22 protein-coding genes and 1 pseudogene are annotated in these 18644 nt (G+C 43.1%); 5 read left to right on the top strand and 18 right to left on the bottom strand.

Annotated features, from left to right (window positions below):
- Positions 1–2: 2 nt before the first annotated feature.
- From GKG41_RS16625 to GKG41_RS16660, 7 genes are all read right to left on the bottom strand, one after another.
- The gene (locus GKG41_RS16625) at positions 3–365 is read right to left on the bottom strand and encodes a hypothetical protein (protein ID WP_199884599.1); all 363 of its coding nucleotides are present in this window, start codon (positions 363–365) and stop codon (positions 3–5) included.
- Positions 362–577 carry a hypothetical protein gene (locus tag GKG41_RS16630; protein WP_154260693.1) on the bottom strand — a complete coding sequence of 72 codons (216 nt, stop codon included), beginning with the start codon at positions 575–577 and terminating at the stop codon, positions 362–364. The genes GKG41_RS16625 and GKG41_RS16630 overlap by 4 nt, the downstream gene beginning before the upstream one ends.
- Positions 564–1004, bottom strand: coding sequence for an RNase H family protein (locus tag GKG41_RS16635; protein WP_154260695.1), 441 nt, complete (start codon positions 1002–1004; stop codon positions 564–566). The genes GKG41_RS16630 and GKG41_RS16635 overlap by 14 nt, the downstream gene beginning before the upstream one ends.
- Positions 1005–1006: 2 nt before the next feature.
- Positions 1007–1735, bottom strand: coding sequence for a hypothetical protein (locus GKG41_RS16640; RefSeq protein WP_154260697.1), 729 nt, complete (start codon positions 1733–1735; stop codon positions 1007–1009).
- Between the two features lie 164 nt (positions 1736–1899).
- Positions 1900–2106 carry a hypothetical protein gene (locus GKG41_RS16645; protein ID WP_154260699.1) on the bottom strand — a complete coding sequence of 69 codons (207 nt, stop codon included), beginning with the start codon at positions 2104–2106 and terminating at the stop codon, positions 1900–1902.
- A 191-nt stretch (positions 2107–2297) separates the two neighbouring features.
- Positions 2298–2456 (bottom strand): hypothetical protein, encoded by a 159-nt coding sequence (locus tag GKG41_RS16655; protein WP_154260703.1) that lies wholly within the window; start codon positions 2454–2456, stop codon positions 2298–2300.
- Positions 2457–2500: 44 nt separating this feature from the next.
- Positions 2501–3223, bottom strand: a complete 723-nt coding sequence (locus GKG41_RS16660; protein WP_154260705.1) for an ORF6C domain-containing protein — start codon at positions 3221–3223, stop codon at positions 2501–2503.
- Positions 3224–3284: 61 nt separating this feature from the next.
- Between GKG41_RS16660 and GKG41_RS16665 the strand changes: the two genes are divergently transcribed.
- Positions 3285–3698, top strand: coding sequence for a DUF4145 domain-containing protein (locus GKG41_RS16665; protein WP_154260707.1), 414 nt, complete (start codon positions 3285–3287; stop codon positions 3696–3698).
- 260 nt (positions 3699–3958) lie between these two features.
- Here GKG41_RS16665 and GKG41_RS16670 read toward each other — a convergent pair whose 3' ends face one another.
- Positions 3959–4147 carry a hypothetical protein gene (locus GKG41_RS16670; RefSeq protein ID WP_154260709.1) on the bottom strand — a complete coding sequence of 63 codons (189 nt, stop codon included), beginning with the start codon at positions 4145–4147 and terminating at the stop codon, positions 3959–3961.
- Between the two features lies 1 nt (position 4148).
- A complete protein-coding gene (locus GKG41_RS16675) occupies positions 4149–4355 on the bottom strand; it encodes a helix-turn-helix transcriptional regulator (RefSeq protein ID WP_173015678.1) in 207 nt (68 codons plus the stop codon).
- Positions 4356–4525: 170 nt separating this feature from the next.
- Between GKG41_RS16675 and GKG41_RS16680 the strand changes: the two genes are divergently transcribed.
- The 4 genes and pseudogenes from GKG41_RS16680 to GKG41_RS16695 form a co-directional block, all read left to right on the top strand.
- Positions 4526–4981, top strand: a complete 456-nt coding sequence (locus tag GKG41_RS16680; protein ID WP_154260713.1) for a helix-turn-helix transcriptional regulator — start codon at positions 4526–4528, stop codon at positions 4979–4981.
- Between the two features lie 5 nt (positions 4982–4986).
- Positions 4987–5460 carry an ImmA/IrrE family metallo-endopeptidase gene (locus GKG41_RS16685; RefSeq protein WP_154260716.1) on the top strand — a complete coding sequence of 158 codons (474 nt, stop codon included), beginning with the start codon at positions 4987–4989 and terminating at the stop codon, positions 5458–5460.
- Between the two features lie 49 nt (positions 5461–5509).
- The gene (locus tag GKG41_RS16690; protein ID WP_154260718.1) at positions 5510–6280 is read left to right on the top strand and encodes a DUF4428 domain-containing protein; all 771 of its coding nucleotides are present in this window, start codon (positions 5510–5512) and stop codon (positions 6278–6280) included.
- Positions 6281–6471: 191 nt separating this feature from the next.
- Positions 6472–7593: pseudogene (locus GKG41_RS16695) on the top strand (recombinase family protein); the annotation flags it as partial.
- 159 nt (positions 7594–7752) lie between these two features.
- Here GKG41_RS16695 and GKG41_RS23935 read toward each other — a convergent pair.
- The 9 genes from GKG41_RS23935 to GKG41_RS16735 form a co-directional block, all read right to left on the bottom strand.
- A complete protein-coding gene (locus GKG41_RS23935; RefSeq protein ID WP_347565031.1) occupies positions 7753–8673 on the bottom strand; it encodes a hypothetical protein in 921 nt (306 codons plus the stop codon).
- A gap of 70 nt (positions 8674–8743) precedes the next feature.
- Positions 8744–9244 (bottom strand): small multi-drug export protein, encoded by a 501-nt coding sequence (locus GKG41_RS16700; RefSeq protein WP_226903871.1) that lies wholly within the window; start codon positions 9242–9244, stop codon positions 8744–8746.
- A gap of 1 nt (position 9245) precedes the next feature.
- On the bottom strand, positions 9246–10316 hold the full coding sequence (gene hisC / locus GKG41_RS16705; protein ID WP_154260722.1) for a histidinol-phosphate transaminase: 1071 nt from the start codon (positions 10314–10316) through the stop codon (positions 9246–9248).
- Positions 10317–10331: 15 nt separating this feature from the next.
- Entirely contained in the window at positions 10332–11516 is a 1185-nt protein-coding gene (locus GKG41_RS16710) for a pyridoxal phosphate-dependent aminotransferase (RefSeq protein ID WP_154260725.1), read from the bottom strand.
- Between the two features lie 94 nt (positions 11517–11610).
- Positions 11611–12381: a hypothetical protein gene (locus GKG41_RS16715; protein ID WP_154260727.1), complete on the bottom strand. Its 771-nt coding sequence runs from the start codon at positions 12379–12381 to the stop codon at positions 11611–11613.
- A gap of 238 nt (positions 12382–12619) precedes the next feature.
- On the bottom strand, positions 12620–14353 hold the full coding sequence (locus GKG41_RS16720) for an ABC transporter ATP-binding protein (protein WP_154260729.1): 1734 nt from the start codon (positions 14351–14353) through the stop codon (positions 12620–12622).
- 90 nt (positions 14354–14443) lie between these two features.
- Positions 14444–16189 carry a S8 family peptidase gene (locus tag GKG41_RS16725; RefSeq protein WP_154260731.1) on the bottom strand — a complete coding sequence of 582 codons (1746 nt, stop codon included), beginning with the start codon at positions 16187–16189 and terminating at the stop codon, positions 14444–14446.
- A gap of 141 nt (positions 16190–16330) precedes the next feature.
- The gene (locus GKG41_RS16730) at positions 16331–17098 is read right to left on the bottom strand and encodes a formate/nitrite transporter family protein (RefSeq protein WP_072852492.1); all 768 of its coding nucleotides are present in this window, start codon (positions 17096–17098) and stop codon (positions 16331–16333) included.
- A 70-nt stretch (positions 17099–17168) separates the two neighbouring features.
- The coding region (locus tag GKG41_RS16735) for a formate--tetrahydrofolate ligase (protein ID WP_154260733.1) at positions 17169–18644 on the bottom strand (1476 nt) is incomplete at its 5' end.

Genomic DNA, 18644 nt, shown 5'->3' on the forward strand with positions numbered 1-18644 from the left:
GACTATAGATAATTTCTACCAAAAATTTGTACAAATTCTTCCCTGGTGTATTCCTGTTCAAACGCTTCCTGCGCTGCCTGCTTTAAGACCAGGCTGTTTTCTGCATTTACATGGACTGCTTCTGCGCTAAATTGGTGATGGTCCGGGCAAAGATACACCTTAAGCCCGTATTTTTCTGATAATGGCCGATTTGCTGTTCCTCCGAACACGTGATGTTCATGAACAATGGGATAATATTGATTATTCCCCTGCAATAAACATAGATAGCAACGGTGATCGTCCTTGTCTTGTAGAATGCTTTTTTTATGGACTTTTCGCTTTTTCTTTTTAGCACCCTTCGGGAACATCAATTGGGGTTCTTTCAAGTTTCTATATTCTCCAGGGTCCAGGCTACACTTTCCAAATCTCCTATAAGTGCTCTCAGTTCATCCTTGGCGGTAGTTACAGCTGCCTTATCTGTGACCTCTGTAATATCCCTGAACTTATTCGAAAATTCTTTCCCTAAGTTCTCTTCAATTACCCTCATACAATCCTCGTAGCTTTTCACCTGCTCCCATATACCGTTAATTAATATCATCCCTATCCCTTCTTTCCATTTCTGATTTCATCCAGTTAGAGTACGGATGTCTACCAAATAGCGTAAATACGAAATGCTTCTGGGTTTTCTCCCAGTACTCTATCCACTCTTCCTGATTGGCTACCGGCTGCCCTCTGCGGTTAATGAAGCCACATTTAGCCCATGTTTCAAGGTTGTTTTCCACCATGTCTACCACAAATTCATCCGGCGTGTGGATATATAGCTCACAGTCCTTTGTCAGCCTATAAAGTGCGGAATTAATTGCCTGGAGAGTAGCCTGGTGGTATGTTCCGGTGATTTTTTCGAATCCTTCCCGGGTAATAGGCCTCCCAGTCTTAGTTTCATATTCCAGTACATATCCATACCAGCGTTCCATGCGGCGGGGAGAAGTGCTGTCTGTCTCTATGTAGATGTGGACTTCGTACACGGTCAATCCCCTCCTCTTATTCGATACATAATATAGTGCCTATACATTTTTCCGGTCACCGGGTTCAACCCTTCGTGGAAGGTTTCTTTTTCAATGTACCAGCCTTCAGGAGCCTTGGCCTCCTTCCACCTGTCTGCCTCCCATTTTTTCACTTTGGGTTTTGGTATAGTTAGGTTTCTGGACCTGGTATAGCGCTTCAATGTTTCCGGCTCCCATTCCTCCAGGGGCTTCGCTATATAGTTCGCAAGTTTCCGAAACCCACCGTATTCATAGGTGGTGGTAAAATATACATGGCCTTTTTCCCAGCACCTTGTCAGGATTATATCTGTTCCGTAATTATCACCACTTATTCGGTTCACAAGGATATGGATGTGCGGGCCTCCCCGCTCACCGATTCCCATTCTGATAACATACTTAAGCTCATGCCCATTTTTCCGATACTCTGTCCTGATCTTCCTGACCGCTTTCTGTGTATCCCTTTTCATCTCCTCTGGAGTGGGCCGCTGCCCCTTTTTATATGTAAGCGTGGTCCAATAATCATATAGGCCGAAATTCTCTTTAATAAGTCTCCGGATCATTTTCTCCCGATTGTACTGGTTTATTTTTTTTATCTCTTCCGGGGTTGCCTTTCTTCTTTTTTGCCTTGGCATCCCTGGGGCTCCATACCTTCCGGTGTAGCCTTCCTCTACTTCTATACTCTCTCGAAATATCCATCGTTTTTTTATCCTCATGCTTCACCCCTGGTCCTAAGTCTAATATGCTGATCAAGCGGTTCAGGGGTCTTGCACCCCTTCAAATTTTCTTGACTTATAGGCCCATGAATGATAACATGATTTTAGGATAGTTCATATTTTAATCATGAGCCTGGGGCTGGTATTTGCAGATACCAGCTCTTTTATTTTCTTATCACATCCACTATGTAGTTCTTTCCATACCTTCTGGCAGTGAAGCCCTGGCTCTTTTCTTGAGCGTGCATCCATCCCATTTTCCGGCAGGCTTCTATTCTCAAGGCTCTTAATCCATATTCTTTTCTTACCTCCTCCATTTCATCTGTTATTTTTTCTACTTTTTTGAGCAATGCAGCCCTTTCCTCTATCCTCATTTCGGTCCTCCCAAAATATTCCTGATGTCCCCATACAAATTAGAGCCGCTATGCTGTAAAAGGCAACTTCTACGATAGTACCAGAGGGCTTGTCCACTGCGGTTCCTGCTGCCAACATGCAAATTACACCTGATAATCCAAATGCACCACATATCATTCTTTTGATCATGCTTGTCCTCCACATTAACCGCCTAAGCGGTTTTATCCTTATGTAATAATTTCTTGATTTCTCCCAGTGTCCCTTTGGCTTTTCTCTGATAATAGATATCTACAAGAGCCTGGGTAAGCCTTTCTTGATACCCTTCCGTAAATTCAACCGTGCACTTGATTTCCTTACTTTCTTTCGCCATAAAACCACCTCCATTTAATGCTATGTAACACTGGTTGTCTGACTTTACGGGTTTTCATATATTTTCATGTTGTAATTGCTTATCTCCTGTTGTAATACAAGTGGTAATTCATACTCTTCAATTACTTGCATTGCACTTTCGCATTGACTACGCTTTATAGCTTTATATGTATAAACCCCAAACTCACGCTTTAATTGTCCATATATATCCGAGTACACTTTACCTCTCAGTGATTTATCCTTATAAGCTTGGGATTCCTTACCTCCCAGACAATAAACCCCTTTCTTTCTAACTGCCGCCGTAATACGGGTAGTTTCTATCCCTAATATGGGTATATCTTGTTTAAATTCCTGTAACTCATTGGCTACTTTCATTACTTTGAAGTCGACCTCCTTTATAGCCTGGGTCTGCAATTCTAGTAATTCTAACGCACTCATTGGCTTCTGATAAAATCCATCTTTTCTAATAGAAGGCAGTACTTCAGATGTTACCCATTCTGTAAACCTCTCTGCCGACTCTTTGCGGCTCTGGAAAATAGCTTTATACAAGTTACTTTCATTTACATATAATAAGCATTGTGTTCCTCCAGCCGTAAGGGTAGGAATACTATTCACACCCTCTGGCTTTAATCTCTCCTTTACTTTCGATGGTTGTGTTAGTTCTAATGCTTTACAAATATCTGATAAGCAGAAAAAAGGTTCTCCATCAATTGCTGCAGTTCGGATATCTCCAAACTCTTTATTACTAAATACTTTTAATTTATCCATTTTGATACCACCTCCTTCTCTTTCTTAGGCACTTGCCTCCAATGTTTGCATATACCCAAATATGACTTTTGTTCCATATAAAAATGATATACTTTCCAATATTTCTGAGCGATTTATTAATATGTATAACCAATCATTACAAGCCGAATTTGTAGAAAACATTGAACTTGCAGCCATAGGGTATCGTTCAGCCTTAGAAATACTGGTTAAAGATTTTGCTGTAATTGAGTTAAATAAAACACACGATGAGGTTGTTAAAAAATCTCTTTGCTCTGCTATTGGAGAATACCTTGCTCAACCGGAATTAGTACAAACTGCCGATGTCATTCGTATTCTTGGCAATGACTATACACATTACCAGCGAAAATACCCAGAACACGATTTTACACTGTTAAAAGGATACATGGAAATTTTTATTAAACAGATTGAAGTCCAATACATGGTTAAGCATCCTCCGGTTGCAAGACCTGATTGACTGGATCATTTTCCGCAAGTAAATTCCCCTCAAAATCCCAATATTGAGTTACTACCCTACTCAAATCATGTTGCGTGCCAATCCCACAAAGAGACTTTGTCTCGATTACCTGAATCACTCGTGCACTGTCCGTCCCTCTTGGACGGGCAGTTTTTCTTTCTTCCTCCACTTCATACCACCTCCTTCTAATTGCGTTTTATTGCAATGTTTATATCTCCATTTCTTTCGGCCTATATCGAGACTATTCTAAACCGTTGATATCATATCATTCTGAGTACAAGTGCAATCATCGAAACAATAAGGCTTATAACTGGGAGTAAATACATTGACATACTGGGGTATCTGAGATAAAAGCTTAGCCTTTTTCCTGGGTGCTCCTTTTTAAAGTTCCTTCTCTGCTCTTTCGTCAGCGGTCCTGATACCCAGACAATGACTTCTCTTTTCCCCATTTCATACCACCTCCTTCTCTGTTTCCTCTAAGAGATATTCTATTGAAGTACCAAACAATTTAGCCATTTTGAGTAATGCTGATCCTGGTATATCCGTATCTCCGTTGATCCAGTTGTAATATGTTTTAACCGAAATATCTAATGTTTTTGCAAGTTCCTCTTTGGTCAATCTTTTTCGTGCTCTCTCTGCCTCTATATTGAGTCTCAAATTTATCATCTCCTTTCTGTATCTTTTTTCGATACCTTGTAACTGTATGTTATATCTTTTTTAGATACTTGTCAATACCTTTTTTGAAATAATGTATCTTTTTTAGGTATCTTTTTATTGACTTATTGTAATTTTTTTCATATAATGTATTTAAAAGAGGAGGTAATCGAATGAATTTCGGAGACAGATTAATTGAGCTTAGAAAATCAAGAGGATTTACTCGTGAAGCTTTTGCTGATTATTTAGGTATATCAAAATACACCTTGCGTAATTATGAGCTTTCTGTAAATGATCCTGGAAGTACGTTTTTAAAACAAATATCAAATATATTTAACGTATCCATAGATTATTTATTATGTCTTACCAATGAAAAGGAAAAGACATCTTCATATCAATTAAAATCGACTGAATATGATCATATAAAAAAATACCGTGCTCTTGACAGTCACGGTAAGGAAATGGTCGATTTTACATTGGAAAAAGAATGGGAACGAAGTACCGTTTCTATAGAAACAAACTGCAAAACAGTGCTGAAAGCTGCACATGAACGCACTGATATCAAAGTTACTGATGAAATGAGAAAGCATGACGATGCTATAATGAATGATGACAGTGAGTGGGAGTGATTTATTTGACTTATGATGAAATTCTAAAATTTGCTGATGATGAGGGGTTATCAGTAAAGGAAAAAAAATTAAAAGGAAGTGATGGTAGGATTTTTGACAAGCGTATTGCAATTAGAAAAGATATCGATTCGACTATTGAAAAATCATGTGTCCTTGCTGAAGAAATCGGCCACTATATGACTACATCGGGAGATATTGTTGATATTAATGATGTAGATGGGCAGAAACAAGAATACCGTGCTAGATTATATGGTTATAACATTAAGATAGGATTAATGGGAATCGTAAAGGCCATTCAATCCGGTTGTCATAGTCTCCATGATGTAGCTGTTTATTTGGATGTTACTGAAGAATATCTTCTGGATGCTCTCGATTGCTATAAGAGCAAATACGGCAAATGTACAGCTATAGATAATTATATAATATTCTTTGATCCAACTATAGTAGTTATTAAACGATTGAGTGGATATAATTTTTGATTCCCTCATTGTTCAATAACTAAGATCTCAAATAATAGGAGGTGTTTTTATGGGATTATTCGGTGATAAGCAAGTTTGTTCAATATGCGGTGGTAAGTTAAGTGCTCTTACCCGTGTAAAACTAGAAGACGGCTTTTTATGTAATAATTGTACAAAAAAATGTGGTGGTTCAATCCTTGAAGTCAAAGCCAGAACGAGTGATAAAATAAGAGAATTTATGGACTTTGTAGATAATAATCAAAAAGAATGGGAATCATTTGAAACTACATTTAGCATTAATAATTTTATCAAAATAGACAATGTAAATAAAAAGTTTGCAATACTTAAATCCAGCAAAGAGCAAAACCCCATAATTTTTAATTTTGCTGACCTAGCCGATTATGAGCTTGTTGAGGATGGAGAAACTATTACCAAAGGGGGTTTAGGATCTGCAGCTGTAGGCGGTGTATTGCTAGGAGGCGCTGGCGCTATCGTCGGCAGTGTTACAGGAAAGAAAAAATCAGCTTCTACAGTCAATAGAATGTATATTCGTATATCCTTTTCTCATAAATGGATATCACAAAAAACAATTGATCTTATAAATACAGAGACAAAAAAGTCGGGAGGTATATATAGACTCACAAAGGATATTGCCGATCAAATCATTTCCGCATTAGATGGTATTGTTCATGAAGTTGAAAACGATAATAATAAAGTAACTTCTTCTAATAATTCATTATCATCTGCCGACGAGATATTAAAGTTTAAAAACCTATTAGACTCAGGTATTATAACTCAAGAGGAATTTGAAGCAAAGAAAAAGCAATTACTAGGATTATGAAATTCCTATACTATAAATTTTTAGAAAAAAACCGCCCCAGGCGGCAACCCGGGACGGCTTGAAAAGTAACCTATCAATCCGAGGGGGAATGATATATACTAATCTGACAATAGTATTTTATCATACACTCTCATAAATTGCTAGGGTGTATTTTTTATACCCTAATTGCATATGATTAACGGGGTGATTATATGAGAATAGGCATTTATCCGAGAAAATCAGTTTACAGGGACAACAGTGAATCTATTGCCGTTCAGATCAAGATGTGCAAGGATTACGCTAATATTGTGTTTGCAGACCAGCCCTTGGAATTTAGGATATATGATAAAGATGAGGGGTTTTCAGGGAAAAACACTAAACGTCCATCATTTCAAGAATTGATGGAAGATGTAAAGTCTAATAAGCTTGATTTAGTAATGGTCTATAGATTAGATAGGATAAGTCGAAATGTAAACGAATTTTCAGAAATGTATGAGATTATGCATTCACATAACGTTGGCTTTCTTTCCATTAAGGAAGCTTTCGACACTAATACATCTATAGGACGTACTGTAATGTATATACTTTCTGCCTTTTCTCAGTTTGAGCGTGAAAATACATCTGAGCGTGTAACAGACAATATGCAGGCACTTGGCGCATCTGGCAAGTGGACCGGTGGAAAACTCCCTGCAGGCATGAAGTCTATTAGAAAAGAAATGGGTGGTAAAGAACATTCGTACCTATTGGTAGATGATGAAAAAATAAAGCTTGTGAAAATGATTTATAATATGTTCTTAGAAGGTAACTCTATTACTAAAATAGAAAGATATTGCCGTGACCATGGTATAAAAAGTGAAAGAGGTAAATACCTGAGCACTTCACAAATTTACTGTATGCTTTCTAACCCGGTATATTGCAGCAATGAGATGTCAGCCTACTACTATTTTCTTGAGAAAGGTTATACCCTTCCAGATTCACATCTTTTTGATGGGACAAGAGGACTAATCGGATACGGCAGAACACGGCAAAATGATAAAGTAATTGCAAATAATAAATGGACTATTGGCGTTGGCATCCATACACCAGTCATTCCAGCCAATGAGTGGATATCCGTGCAGAAACGTTTTGGAGAAAACAAATTCTTCCGTAGTAACAAATATGAAATTGGGCTACTAAAAGGTGTCCTTAAATGTAAATGCGGCTCAAGAATGGATGTAAGAACATATAGCAAAAATGATAAACTGTTCTCTTATTATTATTGTGCTACTATGCAAAGAAAAGGGAAGCAATATTGCAATAGCGGTTACATTCGGGTAGCTGATATCGATAACGCTTTTCTAGACATATTACTTCAGATTAAGTCCAATCCTGAAATGATAAGACTAAGAAAGGAAGAGTTATCATATACAGATGTTGATATACTGAAAAAAGAGCTAAAAAGCATTCAACAATCTATAGATAACCTTACCAATACGCTTATGGACAATATAGGTTCAACTGCATCCTCCTACATCGTTAAGCAAATTGAAAATCTTGATAAAGATAAACGGAAGCTGGAATCTAGCCTTGTTACTGCTGAAATGAACAATAGTATTGCGAAGAGTGACGCCGAAACCAAAGAGGTGATATATGATTATATTTGTTGCCTGCTCAATAATTTTGAATCGCTGAGTTACCAGGAAAAGAATGAATTGATTAAAAAGGCTGTAAAGACATGCACTTATGACAATGGGAACATGCATATTATTTTTTAGTTTCATTCTATATGTTATTCTTATTGGTGTGCCCACCTGCCCCATCATATCATGTCCGAGGTGCTGCCTCCGGTATCCATAGCTTCTGGATACCCCAAAATCATCATAGTCCTGATATTCATATCCCCTGGCAATGGGAGAATAGGCTTTCAGGCCGTATTGCTTTACCCAAACCTTTTCTCCTGTCTCCTGTGCCCCCGTATCAGTCTCCTGTGCGTCTTCTTTTGGCACCTGTATCTCGTATTCTCCTACCATCCCGCCCAAAACAGCCGTATATGCTTCCAGGTAATAAGCATAGTATTTCATGTCCTTTGTCAGCTCCCCCATTGTTGTCTCCCCAGAGGTCAGCTTCCCGCCCAGTTCTTTCATATCCTTGGAAGAATAACTGCCGAAATCCCCTCCGTATCTGGCACCCAGGCAGGCCAGCAGTTCAATCCAGTTCAAGTGTACCTCCTGTTCATAGGTACTTACATCCAACTCATAAGCCTGCTGCAGGGCCTCATATGGCACGGTAAAGTCCACCCATTTAATATACTTTTCTTCCGGTTTGGCGGAATCGCTGGCCACAGTGAACCCTTTCGGCTGGCAGTACCATAAATAGGTACAAAAAAGCAGCAGACACTCTATTCCAATGATAACGCGGCTGATACTCACCTTCATACTATACTCCACGGTATTACGTTATTCATAATATATGTCTGCTGCTTTTTATAAATTCCTTATGAAATCACTATTGCATAATTGTTCCCAACATCCCGTAAGAAACGATCAGCATAATTACTGTCGCCATACAAATTCCCAACAAGATAGCGGGAACTGATTTTTTCAAGTCCACTTCCAGCAGGGAAGCAATCAGCGCTCCGGTCCATCCTCCGGTTCCGGGCAGCGGTACTCCCACAAAGAACACCAGCCCCCAGAATTCAAATCTTTTAATTTTGTCACTCTTTCCCATAGCCCTCTTTTCCAGCTTCTCTATCAGGGGCCGGAAGAGCTTTGTCTTTTTCAGCCATTTAAAAATCTGCCTGATAAACAACAGGATAAAGGGAATCGGCAAAATATTTCCGATGATACATATAATCGACGCCTGCACCATAGGGATTTTCAGAATCGAAGCCAGTAGCAGGCCTCCCCTGAGTTCCAGAATGGGAACCATAGATACCAGAAAAATCGCCGCCTCAGGGGATAAAAATGACGGCATATTATTTGCAAACCATTGTACTGCTGAATCCACGTTATTTCTCCTCGTATTTCTTTAAGTATTTTAGAAGGAAACGGATAAGTGTCTCCATTTCCTGCTGTGTGCCAATAGATATCCTGAGATGATTGTTAATCCTGGGCGCCGCAAAATATCTGACATAAATATGATCCGCGCGCAATGCCTCAAACAGCTCTTCAGCCGGACAGCTTTCATGTGCAGCAAAGATAAAATTGGCCTTAGAATCCTCGAACCGAAAGCCCAGCCTTCTCAATTCCTCTTTCGTCCACTCTCTTGTCTCTATAATCCTGCCCAGAGTATCTCTGAAATATCTCTCATCCTTTACTGCCTCCGTTCCCAGGCGAAGCGCTGTCTGATTCATGGTGTAGGAATTAAATGAATATTTCACATCATTCAGATACTTGATAAGTACGGGGTTTCCCATAGCGTAACCGATACGCATGCCAGCCATAGATCTGGATTTGGAAAATGTCTGTACGACAATCAAATTCTCATATTTTGCAATCAGAGGAAGCGCGGAGGCTGCCCCAAAGTCTATATATGCCTCATCTACAATCACAATCACATCCGGATTCCTCCGGACGATCTCCTCGACCTCTTCCAGGGGCATTTCCACGCCGGTAGGCGCATTAGGATTCGGAAAGATGATTCCTCCATTCTCCCTGAAATAATCTTCCTTCCGGATATGAAACCTCTCATCCAGCATGGGACGCTGATAGGGGATCCGGAACAGATCTGCCCACACGTCATAAAAAGAATACGTGATATCCGGAAACAGAATGGGTGCGGAGGAATTAAAAAACGTCAAAAAGCACATGGCCAGCACGTCGTCCGACCCCACTCCCACAAAAACCTGGTCCTCCAAAAGCCCATAATACCGGGCAAGTTCTTCCCTGAGCTCATGTGCTCCGGGATCAGGATAGAGACGGAGACAGCCGGCATCCATAGCCTCCAGCGCCCTCTGCACGCCTGGTGCAGGGGGATAGGGATTTTCATTGGTATTCAGTTTGATCATTTCTGGTTCATTGGGCTGCTCTCCCGGCACATAGGGAACTACTTTACGTATATTATCTTCCCATTTTTTCATAATATCCTCCAAGTATTACAAAAATTCTTTTGCCAAAGCTTCAAAACCCGGCATAGAATTCATAATGGTTTCATAAGAAACACAGTATGCAATGCGCACATAGCCCGGGCATGCGAAAGATGACCCCGGTACAATTAAGATGTGATGTTTTTTCGCAGCGTCACAGAACACTTTTTCATCCGCAACAGGAGATTTGACAAACAGGTAAAACGCTCCCTCTGGTTTGATGCACTGGAATCCCAGCTTTTTCAGTCCTCCGTACAGGGCCTCCCGGTTTTTGTTATAGGCCGGAACGTCTACCTCAGCATCCAGGCATCTTGCCACTACCTTCTGCATGAGAGATGGGGCATTTACATAACCCAGGATTCGGTTGGCAACATTAGCCGCGGCAATCACATCCTGGCTGTCAGCAACTTCATCAGGTATCACCAGGTATCCGATGCGCTCTCCCGGGAGTGACAGGGATTTGCTGTAAGAATACCCTACAATTGTGTTCTCATAGTATTTGGTCAGATACGGCACCTGTACCCCATCATAAGCCAGTTCACGATAGGGCTCGTCCGAAATAAGATAAATCTCTGTACCGAATTCTTTCTGCTTCTCTCTCAGGATACCCGCAAGCTTGTGAATGGTCTCTTCGGAATATACCACTCCCGTGGGGTTATTAGGTGAATTTACAATTACGGCCTTTGTACGCTGGGTAATCTTCTCACGGAATTCCTCCAGGTTCGGCTGGAATGTCTCTGTGTCAGGGGACACTTCTACCAGCACTCCGTCATAGTTTGCCGCATAGCTTCTGTACTCCCCAAAATAAGGAGCGAATACCATTACCTCATCACCTGGATTTAAAAGTGTTTTAAAGATCACATTCATTCCCCCGGCAGCTCCCACCGTCATGAGAATATTCTCCTCCCGGAAAGCCGTCCCGAACTTACCGTTCAGAGAACCTGCAATGGCAGCCCTCACATCCTCATACCCGGAATTATTCATATACCCGTGTACCACTACCGGATCTTCATGATCTAAAATGTCAATTATAGCTTCTTTTACCTCTGCCGGCGCCGGCACATTTGGATTCCCCAGACTGAAATCATATACATTCTCAGCCCCGTATTTTTCTGCCATAATTTTTCCTTCTTCAAACATGGCGCGGATGGCCGAACTGTTTTTTACAAAATTCACCATTTTATCTGCTATCATCTTTCCTACTTCCCTTCTTTAAAGTATCAATGCGATAATGTTCATTATACTAACAATCTGGTAAAAACACAAGAATCCCCTGTTAAAATCTCGTTCAGGACTGCTTTTTCCGCCTCCAAAATACAAAAATCATTCCTGCGGTCAGTAGAGACACAAGCAAAATCATGCCTCCGATTATAAATTCATATCCCCTTTGGGATTTGCCCGGAGCATATTCTTCAACCTCTGAAGTTGGAATGGATTCTCTCTCTAACACAGGCAAATCCGGATTCACAGGATCCGTAATACAGATCCATCCCTTAACCCCCGGCAGATAATCCGAATATCCCCACAGGCTGCCTGCATCATCTCTGTAAGTCTCCTGAATGTTCCAGTCCCCTGCCTCCTCCTGCACCCACCACTCCTGCTTATATTCTGAGCCCGGATACTGCCAGAAGTATAACGTCTGATGAGCCGCCTGATATCCGTCGAGCTCGCCTTCATATTTCTGGAATTGTTTCCCGTACTCCTCCCGAAATGACATTTCATCATATCTTACTAAAAGATCTTCCATCTTCACCCAGCCTAAATGATCTCCTGCATAAAATTGCGTCTTGGCAGTATCGTTGCCCTGTACATCGTACAGCAGGCTGCCCCACTTGTCCCCCTTTTTATCTGTATACATATGAATCACACAAAAGACAGAGCCGTTTTCCATCTTTATTACCGGTTCTTCCGCCTCCGGTTCTTCATATATATCTGCTGTTCCTCCGCTGCCGTTTGCTTCAAACATACGGTTTATTGATTTTATCTGACTTCTGTGTTTTCCGTAGAATGAATAGTCGGGTTCTGCTATCGAATCCCCCAGTAGCCTTCCTCTTTCCATGGAAAGTTCTGAACTAATCCCATTTGCCCTCCTGGTGAAACCTGGAAAACATAAAAAAGGCGCAGGCAAAGTCCACTGCAAAATGTGCAGCCGAATAGACAGAAATCCATCTAACTTTCTTCACCATACGCCTCACTCCCTTTCCCGTATAGAACCATCCAATTCTATCCTCTAGTCAAAGAGTGTTCTGTTCTCTCTTTATTGTTGCATCTGTCACTCATTATTTAAGGATTAACACCTAACTAAATGACATCTCATACAAACTGGCATAAAGCCCCCCTTGTTTTATCAGCTGCTCATGGGTTCCTTCCTCGGCAATTCCGTCGTCCGTGAGAACCAGAATTCTCTCTGCCCTTCGAATGGTAGACAGCCGGTGTGCAATTACAAAGGTGGTTCTGTCCTTTGCCAATGACTCCAGGGATTCCTGTACAATCTTTTCACTCTCATTGTCTAAGGCTGAAGTAGCCTCGTCAAAGATCAAAATGGGAGGGTTCTTTAGAAACACTCTTGCAATAGAAATCCTCTGCTTTTGTCCCCCGGAAAGCTTGACTCCCCGCTGGCCTATATCCGTATTATAATTTTCCTCCATATTCATGATAAACTCATGGGCATTGGCAGCTCTTGCCGCCCGAATGACCTCCTCATCTGTTGCGTCCGGTTTCCCATAGCGGATATTTTCCATAATGGTACCTGCAAACAGGTAGACATCCTGCTGGACAATGCCGATCTGATTTCTGAGATCCTTCAGCCGGATCTTCCTGATATCTATACCATCAAGGGTGACGGACCCCTCCGATACATCATAAAACCTGGGAATCAGGCTGCATAGAGTTGTTTTTCCCGCACCAGAGCTTCCCACCAGCGCCACATACTCCCCTGCCTTAACCTTAAGATTGACATGCCGGAGGACATCCTCCTGATTTTCTTCATAACGGAAGGTTACGTTAACAAAATCAATATCGCCTCTTACCTTCGCGAGCTCAGCCGCATCAGGGGCATCTTTAATGTCCGGCGCAATGGCCATAATCTCCAGAAACCGGGAATAGCCGCTGTATCCGTTCTGGAACTGCTCAGTAAATGTAATCAGTTTTTTTACCGGATCCGTGAAATTATTTATGTACAACAGAAAGGTAACCAAATCCGCCACCGCCAGCTGCCCTTTTGTGATAAACACCGCGCCTGCAATCAAAACCCCAATGGTGATCAGCGTTGTAAATGCCCCCATGCCGGAATTATAAGCCCCCATATACTGGTAGCTTTTCTTCTTAGAGTCAACGAACCGCTCATTTCCCCGGGAAAACTTTTTCATTTCCACACTTTCATTCCCAAAAGACTTCACGACCCTGATTCCAGACAGGCTGTCTTCAATCTGTGTATTGATATCCGCTATTCTGGCCCGGTTTTCTCTGAACGCATTCTTCATTTTTTTATTAAAGTAAACAGCATAAATTACCAGGAATGGAACAAAGAAAAATGCTACCCCTGCCAGTTTGGGATTGATAAACAACAGAATAACAAAGGCCCCTACAAACTTAATCACCGAGATTACCAGATCCTCGGGCCCGTGATGCAGAAGTTCACTGATATCAAATAAATCGCTGGTAATCCTGGAGAGCAGATGGCCCACCTTCTGATTGTCATAGAAGGCAAATGACAGCTTCTGGTAATGGCCGAAGATCTCATTTCTCATATCCCGCTCTATTTTGGCCCCCATAATGTGGCCGTAGTAAGCGATATAAAAATTACAGAAGGCTTCCACCAAAACCAGAAGTATCATAAAGATTCCCAGTTGAATAATCATACGGAAAGCCGCCCGGGCATCCATATAAATCACTTGATTGGTAATATACCTTACCAGAAGCGGTATTACAAGGGTAATCGCCGCCCCGATAATAGCAAAAAACAAATCCGAAAAAAACAGCCCCTTGTATGGCTTGTAATAAGCCGTCAGTTTCTTCAATATTTTACTCATAGTATCTCCTTCTTCTTCCCGCAGCTTACGGTCAGATTCTTTGGCCGCTGACTTTATTCTAGCAAAAAGGCGGGTTTCTTACAAGAAGTTCTACACAGGAAAGCTGTCCTGCAGGCATAACACGCCAAACCCCAGCCTTGGATTTGGCCAGGTCTGCTGTCCCAGTAAATGTTTCGCCCCTCTCCTGAGATATGCTTTCACCTTTTCACCGTACAGAAAGGGATCATTTTGATTCACAATTCCCCATTCCATCATTAAAGCCGCAGAGCCTGTGACAAAGGGCGTGGCAAAAGAGGTCCCTGTCCTGGAATCATAACCGCCCCCTACCGCAGTGGTCTGTATGTCTACTCCGGGAGCCGCCAAGTCCGGCTTTACTGCCCCCACCATCCTGGTATATCCTCTGCCGGAAAAATCGGCATAAGACTGATATCTGGAATCATAGGCCCCTACTGATATGACCTTTCCTGCCGTGGACGGGATTGTCAGAGTGGTATAGGGCGAAGGCAGGTAGAATCTGGTCCCTTCATTCAGGACATTTCCTCCGGGAAGCCACATATGATACTCTCCCTCAATGATTCTCGACGGCTGAAGCCTGAACTCCCAGACTCCGCTGTCAAGATAAGATTCCCTGGGGATCAGTTCAATGTATATCTCCTGAGAGAGGCTGTAGGGACCCGGTTCCCCATAATACAGCAATATCTCCGTGCTTCCTATGGTAAAGCGCTGGGGTCCCAGAATCTCCTGAAAAGGACCTACAATCCTGCCGTTTGGATGTACCAGTGCAATCTCCACCTGGTCTACATAAGACTTCCAAATCTGAATGTTCATGCCAGTCTCATAAGTGCTTACGGCCAGCTGTACATTCTGGACAACTCCTTCTTCCAGAACTCCTGACGTATGCAGCGCACGGTTTCCCTCATTTCCAGTGCCCACACAGATTACATTTTTTCCCATTCCCGCCGCACTGTCAATATAGGTACTGAGAAGAGAATCCCCGCTGTGGCTGCCGTAATTATTCCCAAAGCTAAGATTGAGGGCCACAGGACGACCAAGGGCGGCTCCCTGCCTGATAACATAATCAATCCCCTGCATCAGCTCAGTGGTTCTGGGAAATCCTTCCGGCCTGGAAGGTCCTAATTTTACTACAATAAGATCACTCTCCGGAGCTACTCCCCGGTAAGCCCCCTGGGATGCACGGCCATTTCCCGCAGCAATTCCCATAACCCCCGTGCCATGGCCGCTGAGATCCCGGCTGGGAACAATCTCATATCGGGCGGCTGGAGTTTCCTGGCGGAGAGCTTCGTTGATCTGCTCCTGCGTGTACTCTGTTCCTATGAAATATCCCTCCGGAGGGTTTCCGGGAACACTTTGATCCCAGAGGCTCAGTATCCTTGTGGTTCCATCCGCTCTGCAAAAATCAGGATGGGCGTAGTCAATTCCCGAATCCACACAGGCCACGATAACGCCTCTTCCCATAAGAGCAGGCCCCAGCGGGGAATTGGAGGTCTGCAGGGGATTGATGCAGGAAGCCGCTCTTCCCTGATTAACTGCAAAGAATAAACGTTTTGGTTTTCCGATAAAAGTAATCTCCGGCAGCTCGGCCAGACGCTGGATGTATGCCTCAGGCAGTGTAAGAATGGCATATCCCCCCAGAAGAGGAACTACCTGTACATTCTCCCCGGCTATTCTGCTGATGTCTCCCGTATACTTTACAATTAACTCCCAAGTGCTTTCCAATGGGTTATACCCGATTTCCAGATTCGGAGCTTTTTCTCTCTCCTCCGGGGTTGCGTCCAGGGCTAAATTTAGACTGTTTTCAAGTTTTTGATTGTTCATAGTATCCTCCTCATAGTCCTATATCATTGTATGAAGAGTGAAAGGTGATTATTTGATGCTTTGCCGCCCAGTTTTGCCCCTGCACAAAAAAGGAAGAATACCGGTGCAACAGACCGCATATTCTTCCTCTTCCAAAGTCTCTTATTTTTCTTTTGCGATTATGTAGTACGGCAAAGCTACAAATATGGCGCCGCCTATAATATTTCCTATCGTAACCAGCAGTAAATTCAGGCAATACGCTCCCACACTTACAGAAGCAGTTCCAGGATTCAGAAGGCCTACTCCCATAATACTCATATTGGCTACACTATGCTCACAGCTCGTCACCATGAAAACAAAGATACACCAGAATACCATGATAAGCTTTCCAGACTCAGACTTCATCTTAATACTGCACCATACTGCCAGACACACCAAAATATTACAAAGGATCCCTCTAGTCAGCATCTGCATTGGCGTAAGTGCCATCTTTGTGGCAGCTACCCCTGCGAAGTATTCACCCACAGCCCCATTGGGAACTCCTGTCAGCTGAAAAACCAGGACAGAAAGCCAGGAACCTACCAGGTTTCCGATATAACAGACAACCCACAGCTTTACTGTCTTTCCCCAGGAAATCATCTTGTTAAAGGAAGCGGAACTCATCACAAAGTTATTGCCTGTAAACAGCTCCGCACCTGCCGCCACTACTAGACTGAGGGCTGCCGCAAAAGCAATTGACTGGATCATCTTTACATACGGTGACTCAGCAGCGGCCAGGCCAGCTCCCAGTGTAAATGTGACAAAACTTCCAAAAGCAATAAACATACCCGCTACCATAGAGGAAACAAAGTATCCCAGCGGATTCTTTTCTAACAATCCTAACTTATTCTTACCGGCATTGCAAACTGCCGCAAATTCATCTTTAAACATATTCATCCTCCTCTGGAGATAAGAGACGGAGGAAAGAATTCTTTCCTCCGTCCCAGATCAAATTCTTTATTTAGAACAATCCGGAAATCTTACCTGTCTCATCTACATCAATCTTCTCTGCCGCCGGTACTTTCGGAAGTCCTGGCATGGTCATGATGTCCCCGGATAATGCTACGATGAATCCTGCGCCTGCAGAAATCTTCAGGTTACGGATGGTTACTTCGAATCCCTTGGGCGCTCCCAGCAATTTCTCATTGTCTGAGAAGCTGTACTGGGTCTTTGCCACACAGATCGGGCATTTGCCGAATCCCAGCTCCATCAGCTGTTTTGCCTGTTTCTTCGCATTCGGAGTTAGTACTACGCCGTCTCCGTGATATATCTTGGTTACGATTGCATTTAATTTCTCTTCGATGGTCATGTCGTCCGTGTAGGAGAAGGTAAAGTCGTTGGGTTCTTCCACCAGCTTCACTACCTCTTCTGCCAGCGCCATTCCTCCTTCGCCGCCCTTTGCCCATACTTCGGACAGCGCTACGTTTACGCCTAATTCTTTACATTTTGCCTCTACCAGATCCAGTTCGGCCTTGGTATCTGTGGGGAATGCGTTTATCGCAACCACACACGGCAGTTTATATACATTTCTGATATTTCCTACGTGCTGCAGAAGATTCGGAAGTCCTTTCTCCAGTGCATCCAGATTCTCATTGTTCAGGTCTGCCTTTGCCACTCCTCCGTGATGCTTCAGCGCTCTCACAGTTGCTACCACAACCACTGCGTCCGGTTTCAGCCCTGCCATACGGCACTTAATATCCAGGAACTTCTCTGCTCCAAGGTCCGCACCGAAGCCGGCTTCCGTTACTACGTAGTCCCCTAATTTCAGGGCCATCTTGGTTGCCATTACAGAGTTACAGCCGTGAGCAATGTTGGCAAACGGTCCGCCGTGTACTATGGCTGGTGTATGCTCCAGCGTCTGTACCAGATTCGGCTTTAAGGCATCCTTCAGCAGTGCGCACATAGCTCCTTCTGCCTTTAAATCTCCCGCCGTTACCGGCTTCTGGTCAAAGGTATATCCCACAACGATTCTCGCCAGACGTGCCTTCAGGTCATTGATTCCTGAGGACAGGCACAATACTGCCATAATCTCGGAAGCAACGGTGATGTCGTAGCCGTCTTCACGGGGCATGCCGTTGGTTCTTCCGCCCAGGCCGTCTGTCACGAAGCGAAGCTGACGGTCATTCATATCTACACAACGTCTCCAGGTTACTCTTCTCGGGTCAATTCCCAGTTCATTTCCCTGGAAAATATGGTTATCCAGCATAGCGGCCAGAAGATTGTTGGCTGCGCCGATGGCATGCATGTCGCCTGTAAAATGCAGGTTGATGTCTTCCATTGGCACTACCTGGGCATATCCGCCGCCGGCAGCTCCTCCCTTTACGCCGAATACAGGTCCCAGAGAAGGCTCACGGAGCGCAACCATAACGTTTTTGCCAATCTTGCGCATACCGTCTGCCAGACCTACGGTAGTCGTTGTCTTGCCTTCACCGGCCGG

This window comes from Lactonifactor sp. BIOML-A5 (assembly GCF_009677585.1).
Taxonomy (GTDB): Bacteria; Bacillota; Clostridia; order Lachnospirales; family Lachnospiraceae; genus Lactonifactor.

Excerpts from the sequence above, each read along its gene's own strand:
- GKG41_RS16630 (WP_154260693.1), bottom strand. The coding sequence starts at position 577 with ATGATATTAATTAACGGTATATGGGAGCAGGTGAAAAGCTACGAGGAT.
- GKG41_RS16640 (WP_154260697.1), bottom strand. The coding sequence starts at position 1,735 with ATGAGGATAAAAAAACGATGGATATTTCGAGAGAGTATAGAAGTAGAG.
- GKG41_RS16645 (WP_154260699.1), bottom strand. The coding sequence starts at position 2,106 with ATGAGGATAGAGGAAAGGGCTGCATTGCTCAAAAAAGTAGAAAAAATA.
- GKG41_RS16655 (WP_154260703.1), bottom strand. The coding sequence starts at position 2,456 with ATGGCGAAAGAAAGTAAGGAAATCAAGTGCACGGTTGAATTTACGGAA.
- GKG41_RS16660 (WP_154260705.1), bottom strand. The coding sequence starts at position 3,223 with ATGGATAAATTAAAAGTATTTAGTAATAAAGAGTTTGGAGATATCCGA.
- GKG41_RS16665 (WP_154260707.1), top strand. The coding sequence starts at position 3,285 with ATGACTTTTGTTCCATATAAAAATGATATACTTTCCAATATTTCTGAG.
- GKG41_RS16670 (WP_154260709.1), bottom strand. The coding sequence starts at position 4,147 with ATGGGGAAAAGAGAAGTCATTGTCTGGGTATCAGGACCGCTGACGAAA.
- GKG41_RS16680 (WP_154260713.1), top strand. The coding sequence starts at position 4,526 with ATGAATTTCGGAGACAGATTAATTGAGCTTAGAAAATCAAGAGGATTT.
- GKG41_RS16690 (WP_154260718.1), top strand. The coding sequence starts at position 5,510 with ATGGGATTATTCGGTGATAAGCAAGTTTGTTCAATATGCGGTGGTAAG.
- GKG41_RS23935 (WP_347565031.1), bottom strand. The coding sequence starts at position 8,673 with ATGAAGGTGAGTATCAGCCGCGTTATCATTGGAATAGAGTGTCTGCTG.
- hisC (WP_154260722.1), bottom strand. The coding sequence starts at position 10,316 with ATGAAAAAATGGGAAGATAATATACGTAAAGTAGTTCCCTATGTGCCG.
- GKG41_RS16710 (WP_154260725.1), bottom strand. The coding sequence starts at position 11,516 with ATGATAGCAGATAAAATGGTGAATTTTGTAAAAAACAGTTCGGCCATC.
- GKG41_RS16715 (WP_154260727.1), bottom strand. The coding sequence starts at position 12,381 with ATGGAAAGAGGAAGGCTACTGGGGGATTCGATAGCAGAACCCGACTAT.
- GKG41_RS16720 (WP_154260729.1), bottom strand. The coding sequence starts at position 14,353 with ATGAGTAAAATATTGAAGAAACTGACGGCTTATTACAAGCCATACAAG.
- GKG41_RS16725 (WP_154260731.1), bottom strand. The coding sequence starts at position 16,189 with ATGAACAATCAAAAACTTGAAAACAGTCTAAATTTAGCCCTGGACGCA.
- GKG41_RS16730 (WP_072852492.1), bottom strand. The coding sequence starts at position 17,098 with ATGTTTAAAGATGAATTTGCGGCAGTTTGCAATGCCGGTAAGAATAAG.